This is a genomic window from Mesorhizobium sp. M4B.F.Ca.ET.017.02.2.1 (assembly GCF_003998955.1).
GTDB classification, from domain to species: domain Bacteria; phylum Pseudomonadota; class Alphaproteobacteria; order Rhizobiales; family Rhizobiaceae; genus Mesorhizobium; species Mesorhizobium abyssinicae.
Map to the genome: position 1 here is coordinate 1 of NZ_RZOF01000236.1, position 10,324 is coordinate 10,324.

The window sequence follows — 10,324 nt, forward strand, 5'->3', positions numbered from 1 at the left end:
GTCGAACAACTGGGACGGGAAACGGTTCTCTACCTCGACGCTTCCCCCCTCCAAGCAACCAATTCGGACAGCGGCACCGGCAATTTCACGGTGCAGCTCAACAAGGTGTCGCCCATCAGTGTCGGCGCCCGGCTGACGGCCGGCTTCGAGATCGCCGACGCCTATCTGTTCGGACCCGATGGCCGCACGCTGACGTCGCGAAAACCCGTTCCCGCAACCTGACCCTCGCATCCAAGAGTATCATCCGCATGCACTGCAAGAAGCCCGCCCCGCTTTCGGTTTGGCGACCGCTCAATCTCGACCGCTTTCTTCTGGGAGCACCGCACTATCCCGAACATGTCGACGAGAGCTGCTGGCGACGCGATGCCGAGCGCATGCTTGCCGCCGGCGTCAACACGGTCCGGATGGGGGAGTTCGCCTGGCATATTTTCGAGCCCTATGAAGGCAAGTTCGACTTCGATCTGTTCGACCGGGCAATCGAGGTTCTCGGCGCTGTCGGAATCGACACGATCATGTGCACGCCGACAGCGACGCCGCCGCGCTGGCTGACCGTCAACTATCCCGAGGTGTTGCGCGTCGACGTCAACGGCCACCGCGCGAGCCATGGATCGCGTCAGCACGCCGACACCACCAGCCCCGTGTTTCGCGCTCACAGCCGCCGCATCACGCGCGCCATGGCCGAGCACTACAACAACAATCCTCGCGTCATCGGCTGGCAGACCGACAACGAGCTCAACACGACGGTTTCGGAGTCGTTCGCGCCTTCGACGCGGCTGGAATTCCAGAAATTCCTGCAGCACAAATACGGCGCGATCGGCGCGCTGAATTTCGCCTGGGGCGGCCATTTCTGGGCGACGGCCTACGACGATTTCTCACAAATCGACCTGCCGCGGCCGCTGATGCCATCCTATCCGAGCCCCGGGCAGGTGCAGGACTACCATCGCTTCCTGGCCGCGGCGACGGCGGCTTTCCAGCACGACCAAGTCGAGATCCTGCGCGCCGCCAATCCGGACTGGTTCGTCTTCCACAATCTCGGCCAGCTCGCCGACATCGATTTCCGCGGCCAGTTCGGACAGGACCTCGATTTCATCGGCTTCGACATCTACCCGATGCTGTATGACGAAATGCGGCGCACGGGCGGACACGCGGCCACGCAGGCGCTGCATCTCGACATCTGCCGTGCATACTCCGGCAACTATATCGTGCCGGAGCAGGCCTCCGGCTTTGGCAGCCAGCCGGGCTTCTCGACCATGACACCGGAGCCGGGCGAGATGCGCCGCATGGCCATGACATCGGTGGCACGCGGCGCCGACGGCATCATGTTTTTCCGCTGGCGCCCCGCGCATTTTGGCGCAGAGATCTACTGGATGGGCGTCATCGATCACGACGACGTGCCCCGACGCCGCTACGACGAGGCGAGCCGGTTCTTCCACGACATCGCCGCTATCAAGAATCAGATCCTTGGCACGGTCGTGCGCATGGACATCGGCATCGCCGGCGCGGATTTCGACAACCAGGAAGCGCATAAGACCTATGCCATGGGGTTGCCGAGCCCGCTCGACGATGCAACGCTGCTGCACCGGTACTGCTACCGGAACGGCATAGCCTGCGGCTTCATCCACCCCGAGGATGACCTGTCGCGACTTAAGGCGCTCTATGTTCCGCATTGGGTGATGTGGAAGCAGGAATGGAATGCTGCGGTCGAGGCTTTCGTCCGCAGCGGCGGCACACTGATCCTGTCGGCGCTGACCGGCACAAGGGATGAGAACAACCACATCGTTCGCGAGCAGGCACCCGGGCGCGATCTTTCGGCACTGAGCGGCGTCAAGGTTGCCGAGTTCGGCCGCCTCGTTCCGCAAGGCGGCGCCGGCCTGTTTCCCTTGTTCCGCCAGGCCGCCACTGGCGCCCATGTCCCGCCATCGCCTCTCCCGGCCTCGTCGGCGGAGCGCAAGTATCATTTCACCTTCGGCAACAGGCAGTTTGAGGCCGCGCATCTCTACGAACTGCTCGAGGTCGCGCCGGATACCGAGGTGCTGGGCGCATGGTCGAGCCGCTTTTGCGCCGGGCAGCCGGCAATCACCTCACGCCAGCTCGGCAAAGGCCGCGTCGTCTATGTCGGTACCTATCTGACGCACGAGCTTGCGGAAGCCATCGCCGAGGGCGTTCTGACCAGGGCGGGCGTGGCGCCTCTGCTTCCTGAACTGCCTGATGGAGTGGAAGTGTCGATCCGCGAGGCCGAGGATCGCCAACTGATGTTCGTTCAAAATACCACGGAAGTACCGGTGGCAGTGCCGGGCGTGCCCCAAGGCCTAGACCTGCTGACCGGTCGTCCGACCGCGGGTCCCATGCAACTCGAAGCCTATGGCAGCGCGGTGATCTTGCTCAGTTGAGAAGACACCGCCCGACAAGGGACAGCCACGTTCAGGTGTTGACGCCGAGTTCCACCAGGCGCTCGACGCAGGATTCCTCGGCCTGGTCGAGCTCGGCCAGCGTTTCTTCCAGGTCGCGCCGCTTCTGCCTGAGATCCTCGCGCTTTTCCTCGATGCGCTTGATCATCAGCTTGAGCTGGCCGACCTCGCCGGGCGGTTCCTTGTACATCTGGATGATTTCGCGGATCTCGTTGATCGAGAAACCGAGCCTTTTTCCGCGCATGATCTGGCGGATCAGATGCCGGTCGGACGGCCGAAACAGCCTTGTGCGGCCGCGCCGCACCGGCTGCACCAGCCCCTCGTCCTCGTAGAAGCGCAGCGTCCGGGTCGACACGTCGAATTCGCGGGTCAGTTCGGTGATCGTGTAGTATTCCCGCATTGTCGCTCCCGATGCCCGTTCTGGGCGCCGTACGTGGCGTCGCCCCCTCCCCTTCGTTCCATGAGCGGAATCGAATGGAAGCTGGCCGAACCTCGCACGGCATTTACGTAAAAGTCAATTGAAGACACGATCCCCAACTGGATAGGGTTGTTGAGATTCAGGGTAGGCCGCGCCGGAGTCGAAGACGGGCGCGAAGCGAGCCAAAATGGTGGTCTCCGAGAACCGGAGCCGAGCGTACTTAAAAGGTACGTGAGCACCGGAAGCGCAGGAGACCGCCATTTGCAGCCCGGCTTCACCTGAATATCAACAATGCTCAGGGGACGGCGAACCACCAGGTAGCGAGGCCGAGGAAAGCGAAGAAGCCGACGCAGTCGGTGACCGTGGTGACGAAGACGGCCGACGCCACCGCCGGATCGATCTTGAAGCGGTCGAGCAGCAGCGGGATCAGGATGCCGGCGAGCGCCGCCGCGAACATGTTGATGATCATCGCCGCCGCGATGATGCCGCCCAGGTTGGGATCGCGAAACCAAGCCGCCGCGACGATGCCGATCAGCACGGCGAACACGGCACCATTGATGAAGCCGACGCCGACCTCGCGGCGGATGATGCGGGCGGCATTGTAGATGTCGATATCTTTCGTCGCCAGCGCGCGCACGGTGACGGTCATGGTCTGGGAGCCGGCATTGCCACCCATGCCGGCGACAATCGGCATCAGCACGGCCAGCGCCACGATATGCTCGATCGTGTGGTCGAACAGGCCGATCACCGAGGCCGCGAGGAAGGCCGTCAACAGGTTGACCAGAAGCCACGGCACACGCGAGCGCGAGGTCGCGAGCACCGTGTCGGACAGTTCCTCGTCGCCGACGCCGCCCATGCGCAAGAGATCCTCCTCGGCCTCCTGCTGGATGACGTCGACGACGTCGTCGATGGTCAGCACGCCGACCAGCCGCTCGTTCTCGTCGACCACGGCCGCCGACAGGAGGTCGTATTGCTCGAAATCGCGCGCCGCTTCTTCCTGGTCCATGGTGGCCGGGATGGCGTGCCTCGTCTCGTGCATCACATCCTCGACCTTCACGGCCCGCTTGGTGCGCAGGATCTGGTCGAGATCGATGGCGCCAAGCAGCTTGAAGCTCGGATCGATGACGAAGATCTGGCTGAAGCGGTCGGGAAGGTTCTTGTCCTCGCGCATGTAGTCGATGGTCTGGCCGATGGTCCAGAACGGCGGCACGGCGACGAATTCCGTCTGCATGCGCCGGCCGGCGGACTCCTCCGGATAGTCGAGCGACCGCCTCAGCCTGATCCGCTCGGTGAACGGCAGCTGCGACAGGATCTCGTCCTGGTCCTCCTGGTCGAGGTCCTCAAGAATGTAGACGGCGTCGTCGGAATCGAGTTCCTGCACCGCCTGCGCGATCTGCTCGTTCGGCAGATTGTCGACGATGTCGAGACGGATCGCCTCGTCGACCTCGGTCAGCGCGGAAAAGTCGAAATCGGAGCCGAGCAGCTCGACCAGCGCCCGGCGCTGCTCGGGATGCAATGCCTCGAGCAGATCGCCGAGCTCCGACTGGTGCAGGTCGCCGACGTCACGCTTGAGCGTGAGCGTGTCGCGGTCGGCGATCGCCGCGCCGACATGGGCGAGGAAGGATGACAGGACGGCGCCGTCCTCGCCATAGATGTCGGCGTGGGCCTCCTCATGCGGCCTGGCGTCGGTCGTCTGATTGTCCTGGCCTTCCACCAGCGCCTCCCGCCGTCAGGATTCCGGAAAAGCTAGAGCAATTCCAGGAAAAGTGTGTAACGGTTTTCCGTTCGGAATTGCGCAGAAGCAAATAGTCTAGAGTTCAGGTCTAGAGCATCGAACCCAAAGGGGAAACCGCATTTGGGAAAATCCGAAGCTCGAAGGAATGATGGTTCGGCAGCACGATTCGATTTGCGAACCTATCGCTCTAACGCTCAGGAATATCAAACGAAATACGCCCTTCCCGCCCGATCAATTCCATTGCCAGGAGACATCGTCCGGTAAGCCACCGGGAATGGCGATACCATCAAAAAGGGATGCCGGTCCGGCTTCAGGCGACGCGACAGCGCATGTCGCTGGGGAAAGAGCACGCCCGCGCGGTTGCGGCAGAATTGTCAGCATAGAGGACCACGGCCGGGCTCGCCCGGCCGCAAAGAGAAAAACCGGGAACCCTTGACGACGAAGCCGGAGAGAGGAAACGGGTCAATTGAGGAACGACGCGTTCGCGTGATCGTTGCCGAACGCAATCCGCTCGTCATCTCGGCCCTTCGCGAAATGCTGGAATGCGACGGGCGCTTCGAGCTTCTGGCCACCGTGCAAAGCGGCAAGCAATTCCTGGAATTCGCGGCGGAGCCTGACTTCGACGTCGCCGTCATCGGCTGGAAGCTCGCCGACATGGATGGCGCCGACATCCTGGCCGAGGTCCAGAACCGTGGGCTCGACGTCCGCATCACCGTCTTTTCCAACGACCACGACATCGGCATCCTGAAGCAGTGCGTGCGGCTCGGAGCCCAAGGCTATTGCTTCCAGTTCGACGACCCGCCGATCATCTTCGAGACCATCCTGGCGGTCGCGCACGGCCGCATCTGCATCCCCTATATCGACATCAACAAGGTCAACGACACGCCCTTGGCGCAGCTCACCGTGCGTGAGCGCGAGCTGCTGGCGGTGCTTTCCGACGGCTGGACCAACCTGCAGATCGCGACACGGACCGGGATTTCCGAGAATACGGTGAAGTACCACCTCAAGAATCTTTACGACAAGCTCGACGTCCGCAACCGCGCCATGGCGGTCGCGCTCTATTCGAGCGAGAAGCGCCGTACGCCCAAATCACCTATCGGGTAGGACGGCCGGGTAGGCGGAACCTACCCGCGCGCGGCGACAACTTACCCGCCAGAGTGTTGTCGCTCAGGCTCATCGAAACGAAACTTCCTCCACCATCCCAAATGACCGGAGGAGTTCGCGCATGGCTGGGTTCACCCATCTTTTCATCCCAGGGCCCACCAACATTCCGGAGCAGGTCCGGCAGGCCATGAACCTGCCGATGGAGGACATGCGCGCCTCCTCCTTCCCGGATCTGACCTTGCCGCTGTTCGAGGACATCAAGAAGGTGTTCAAGAACGAGACCGGCCGCGTCTTCATCTACCCTTCGTCCGGCACCGGCGCCTGGGAATCGGCGATGACCAACGTGCTTAGCCCCGGTGACCGGGTGCTGATGTCGCGCTTCGGCCAGTTCTCGCATCTGTGGGTCGACATGGCCGAGCGTCTCGGCTTCGAGGTCGACGTCATCGACTGCGAATGGGGAACCGGCGTCCCGCTCGATCTCTATGCCGAGAAGCTGCAGGCCGACAAGGCGCACCGCATCAAAGCCGTCTTCTGCACCCAGAACGAGACCGCGACCGGCGTCACCAGCGACGTCGCCGGCTGCCGCGCCGCGCTCGACGCGGCGAACCACCCGGCGCTCCTCTTTGTCGACGGCGTCTCGTCGATCGGCTCGATCGACTTCCGTCAGGAAGAATGGGGCGTCGACTGCGCCGTCAGCGGCTCGCAGAAGGGATTCATGCTGCCCGCCGGCCTCGGCTTCCTGTCGGTCAGCAAGAAGGCGCTTGCCGCGTCGCGGGTCGCGACCCACCGGCGCTGCTACTTCTCCTTCGAGGACATGATCCGCGTCAACGATACCGGCTACTTCCCCTATACGCCGGCCACCCAGCTGCTGCGGGGTCTGCGCGCCTCGCTTGACCTGATCGCTCAGGAAGGGCTGGAGAACATCTTCGCCCGCCACCATCGCCTAGCCGAAGGCGTGCGCAAGGCGGTCGAGGCCTGGGGCCTGAAGCTGTGCGCCAGGACACCGCAATGGCACTCCGACACGGTCAGCGCCATCCTGGTGCCCGACGGCATCGACAGCGCCAACGTCGTCAAGCGCGCCTACGGGACCTACCAGACATCGCTCGGCGGCGGCCTCAACAAGGTGGCCGGCAAGGTGTTCCGCATCGGCCATCTCGGCTGGCTGAACGAGGTGATGGTGCTGGCCTCGCTGTCGGCCGCCGAGCTGGCGCTGCTCGACTGCGGGGTCAAGCTGGCGCCGGGCTCCGGCGTCGGCGCCGCCATCCAGCACTTCCGCGCCTCGGCCGCCGTGCCGGTCGCCGAAGCGGCCTGAGGAGAACCGATCATGAGCCACACCATCAACCACCTGAAGAAGCTCAGGCTGCAGCGCAGCGAGCTGGCGGTTCCCGGCTCGAGCCCGGAGATGATCGACAAGGCCGCGAACAGCGCCGCCGACTTCGTCTTCCTCGACATCGAGGACGCGGTCGCGCCGCCGGACAAGGAACGCGCCCGCAAGAACATCATCCAGGCGCTGAACGACATCGACTGGCGCGCCAAGGGCAAGACCGTCTCGGTGCGCATCAACGGCCTCGACACCCACTACATGTACCGCGACGTGGTCGACGTCATGGAACAGGCCGGCGACCGGCTGGACACCATCCTGGTGCCGAAGGTCGGCGTGCCGGCCGACCTCTATATGGTCGAGGCGATGGTCAACCAGATCGAGATGGCCAAGGGTTACAAGACCCGCGTCGGTCTCGAGGCGCTGATCGAGACCGCCCTCGGCATGGCCAATGTCGAGGCGATCGCCGCCACGCAGGGCCGGCTGGAAGCGATGCATTTCGGCGTGGCCGACTATGCCGCCAGCAACAAGGCGCGCACCGTCAACATCGGTGGCCTCAATCCCGACTATCCCGGCGACCAGTGGCATTTCGCTCTGTCGCGGATGACGGTCGCCTGCCGCGCCTACGGCCTGCGCGCCATCGACGGACCGTTCGGCGATTTCTCCGACCCCGAAGGCTACAATGCGGCCGCAAGGCGTGCCGCGGCACTCGGCATCGAAGGCAAATGGGCGATCCACCCGTCGCAGATCGCGCTCGCCAACGACGTGTTCTCGCCGCCGGAGAAAGAGGTCACCCGCGCCAGGCGCATCCTCGAGGTGCTGAAGGAGGCCGAGGCGCTCGGCAAGGGCGCGGCAGCACTCGACGGCAAGATGATCGACGCCGCGTCGGAACGCATGGCGCGCAACGTGCTGGTGGTCAGCGAGGCCATCGAGCGCGCCGGCCAGGCTGCGACGCACTGAGAATTACCGGAGGACAAAATGGACATTCACGAATACCAGGCCAAGGAACTGCTCGCCCGCCACGGCGTGCATGTGCCGCGCGGCGGCCTCGCCTACAGCCCCGAGCAGGCGACCTACCGGGCGCGCGAGATCGGCGGTTCGAAATGGGTGCTGAAGGCGCAGGTTCATTCGGGCGCGCGCGGCAAGGCCGGCGGCATCAAGCTCTGCTCCAACGACGAGGAGATCTCCAACGCGGCGGAGGCCATGCTCGGCCGCAAGCTGGTGACCCATCAGACCGGCCCGCGCGGCAAGCTGATCTCGCGCCTCTATCTCGAGGAAGCGGTCGACATCGCCCAGGAGCTCTATCTCGGCTTCGTGCTCGACCGTAAGGAAGAGCGCGTCATGATCGTGGCTTCGGCCGCCGGTGGCATGGAGATCGAGGACATCTCCGAAAAGAAACCGGATTCGATCATCCGCGCCACGGTCGATCCCGGTGTCGGCATGCAGGGGTTCCAGGCGCGCGAGATCGCCTTCGGCCTCGGGCTCGAGAGCAATCTGATCGGCAAGGCCACCGAAACCATCCTCGGCTGCTACCAGGTGTTCCGCGACTACGACGCCTCGATGCTGGAGATCAATCCGCTGGTGGTGACCCGCGACGGCAGCCTGGTCGCGCTCGACGCCAAGATGTCGTTCGACGAGAACGCCCTGTTCCGCCGCCCGGAGATCTCCGAATTGCGCGACAAGAGCCAGGAAGACCCGCGCGAAACCTTCGCCAGTGACCGCGGCCTTTCCTATGTCGGCCTGGAGGGCAATATCGGCTGCATCATCAACGGCGCCGGCCTCGCCATGGCGACGATGGACATGATCAAGATCGCCGGCGGCGAGCCGGCCAACTTCCTCGACATCGGCGGCGGCGCCTCTCCGGAGCGGGTGGCGAAATCCTTCCGCGCCGTGCTCGGCGACAAGAATGTCGAGACCATCCTGGTCAACATCTTCGCCGGCATCAACCGCTGCGACTGGGTCGCCGAAGGCGTCATCAAGGCGATCCGCGAAGTCGGCGTCGACGTGCCGCTGGTGGTGCGGCTCTCCGGCACCAAGGTCGAGGAAGGACGCAAGATCCTGGCCGATTCCGGCGAGGCGGTGATCGTCGCCGAGACGCTGGCCGAAGCCGCCGAAAAGGCCGTCGCCGCCTGGCGCGCGGCCGCCAAGAAGAAAAAAGCAGCCTGAGGGAGGTCTAAAAAATGGCAATCCTGCTCAATCGCAGCACCCGCGTCATCGTCCAGGGCTTCACCGGCAAGATCGGCAGCTTCCACGCCGAGGACATGAAGCGCTACGGCACCAAGCTCGTCGGCGGCGTCACCCCCGGCAAGGGCGGCCAGACCCATCTCGGCCTGCCCATCTTCAACACCGTCAAGGGTGCGGTTCGCGAGACCCGCGCCGAGGCCAGCATCGTTTTCGTGCCGCCGCCCTTCGCGGCCGATTCGATCATGGAAGCGGCGGACGCCGGCATCAAGCTTTGCGTCTGCATCACCGACGGCATCCCGTCGCAGGACATGATGCAGGTCAAGCGCTACATGCGCCGCTACCGCTTCGAGGACCGCATGCGCCTCGTCGGCCCGAACTGCGCCGGCGTCATCACCCCCGGACAGGCGCTGATGGGCATCATGCCCGGCAGCATCTACCTGCCCGGCCGCGTCGGCATCGTCGGCCGCTCCGGCACGCTGGGCTACGAGGCGGCCTCGCAGATGAAGGCGCTCGGCATCGGCGTGTCGACCAGCGTCGGCATCGGCGGCGACCCGATCAACGGCTCGTCGTTCAAGGACATCCTGCAACTCTTCGAACGCGACGAGGATACCGATGCCGTGGTGATGATCGGCGAGATCGGCGGCCCGCAGGAAGCCGAAGCCGCGATCTGGGCGCGCGACAACATGCGCAAGCCGCTGATCGCCTACATTGCCGGCCTTTCCGCGCCGAAGGGCCGCCGCATGGGCCACGCCGGGGCGATCATCTCCGCCTTTGGCGAGTCGGCGCAGGAGAAGGTCGAGATCCTCAAGGAAGCCGGCGTCGTCATCGTGCCGACTCCCGCCTCCTTCGGCGAGGTCGTGGCCGAGACACTGGCGCGGACCAAGAAGGCGGCGTGACGCCGCATCGCTAATTGTGAAATCTGGGCCGGCGCAAGCATCGCGGCGGCCCGTCGATCGGCAGGAAACTCGATGAAACCGCGTTTGATTGTCACCCGCAAATGGCCGACCGCCGTCGAGGCGATCCTCGCAGAGCGCTTCGACACGACGCTCAACGCAGACGATACGCCGCTGAGCGCTGCCGCGATGACGTCCGCCTTCGCGGATTTTGACGCGATCCTGGCGACGGTCAGCGACCGCTTGCCGGTCGCGGTGTTC

The 10,324-nt window shown here is 64.4% G+C and carries 8 protein-coding genes and 2 pseudogenes; 8 read left to right on the forward strand and 2 right to left on the reverse strand.

The window, feature by feature from the left end; all coding sequences use genetic code 11:
- Both EN738_RS35665 and EN738_RS23635 read left to right on the forward strand, forming a co-directional pair.
- Nucleotides 1-222 (forward strand): annotated as a pseudogene (locus EN738_RS35665) (ABC transporter ATP-binding protein); the annotation flags it as partial.
- A 26-nt stretch (nt 223-248) separates the two neighbouring features.
- Entirely contained in the window at nt 249-2,390 is a 2,142-nt protein-coding gene (locus tag EN738_RS23635; RefSeq protein WP_127285812.1) for a beta-galactosidase, read from the forward strand.
- A gap of 31 nt (nt 2,391-2,421) precedes the next feature.
- Here the strand turns inward: EN738_RS23635 and EN738_RS23640 are convergent, their stop codons facing one another.
- Together EN738_RS23640 and mgtE are read right to left on the reverse strand one after the other, a co-directional pair.
- The gene (locus tag EN738_RS23640; RefSeq protein ID WP_112618641.1) at nt 2,422-2,808 is read right to left on the reverse strand and encodes a MerR family DNA-binding transcriptional regulator; all 387 of its coding nucleotides are present in this window, start codon (nt 2,806-2,808) and stop codon (nt 2,422-2,424) included.
- 313 nt (nt 2,809-3,121) lie between these two features.
- On the reverse strand, nt 3,122-4,540 hold the full coding sequence (gene mgtE, locus EN738_RS23645; RefSeq protein WP_127285813.1) for a magnesium transporter: 1,419 nt from the start codon (nt 4,538-4,540) through the stop codon (nt 3,122-3,124).
- Between the two features lie 453 nt (nt 4,541-4,993).
- Here mgtE and EN738_RS23650 point away from each other — a divergent pair, with 453 nt between their 5' ends.
- From EN738_RS23650 to EN738_RS23675, 6 genes and pseudogenes are all read left to right on the forward strand, one after another.
- On the forward strand, nt 4,994-5,665 hold the full coding sequence (locus EN738_RS23650; protein ID WP_127285814.1) for a response regulator transcription factor: 672 nt from the start codon (nt 4,994-4,996) through the stop codon (nt 5,663-5,665).
- Between the two features lie 121 nt (nt 5,666-5,786).
- Nucleotides 5,787-6,977 carry an aminotransferase class V-fold PLP-dependent enzyme gene (locus EN738_RS23655; protein WP_127285815.1) on the forward strand — a complete coding sequence of 397 codons (1,191 nt, stop codon included), beginning with the start codon at nt 5,787-5,789 and terminating at the stop codon, nt 6,975-6,977.
- 12 nt (nt 6,978-6,989) lie between these two features.
- A complete protein-coding gene (locus tag EN738_RS23660) occupies nt 6,990-7,946 on the forward strand; it encodes a CoA ester lyase (RefSeq protein ID WP_127285816.1) in 957 nt (318 codons plus the stop codon).
- An 18-nt stretch (nt 7,947-7,964) separates the two neighbouring features.
- Entirely contained in the window at nt 7,965-9,152 is a 1,188-nt protein-coding gene (locus EN738_RS23665) for a malate--CoA ligase subunit beta (protein ID WP_127285817.1), read from the forward strand.
- Between the two features lie 14 nt (nt 9,153-9,166).
- Nucleotides 9,167-10,066: a succinate--CoA ligase subunit alpha gene (gene sucD / locus EN738_RS23670; RefSeq protein WP_127285818.1), complete on the forward strand. Its 900-nt coding sequence runs from the start codon at nt 9,167-9,169 to the stop codon at nt 10,064-10,066.
- A gap of 72 nt (nt 10,067-10,138) precedes the next feature.
- Nucleotides 10,139-10,324, forward strand: a pseudogene (locus tag EN738_RS23675) (D-glycerate dehydrogenase); the annotation flags it as partial.

Coding starts and splice junctions, on each gene's coding strand:
- EN738_RS23635 (WP_127285812.1), top strand. CDS start 249: ATGCACTGCAAGAAGCCCGCCCCGCTTTCGGTTTGGCGACCGCTCAAT.
- EN738_RS23640 (WP_112618641.1), bottom strand. CDS start 2,808: ATGCGGGAATACTACACGATCACCGAACTGACCCGCGAATTCGACGTG.
- EN738_RS23655 (WP_127285815.1), top strand. CDS start 5,787: ATGGCTGGGTTCACCCATCTTTTCATCCCAGGGCCCACCAACATTCCG.
- EN738_RS23660 (WP_127285816.1), top strand. CDS start 6,990: ATGAGCCACACCATCAACCACCTGAAGAAGCTCAGGCTGCAGCGCAGC.
- EN738_RS23665 (WP_127285817.1), top strand. CDS start 7,965: ATGGACATTCACGAATACCAGGCCAAGGAACTGCTCGCCCGCCACGGC.
- sucD (WP_127285818.1), top strand. CDS start 9,167: ATGGCAATCCTGCTCAATCGCAGCACCCGCGTCATCGTCCAGGGCTTC.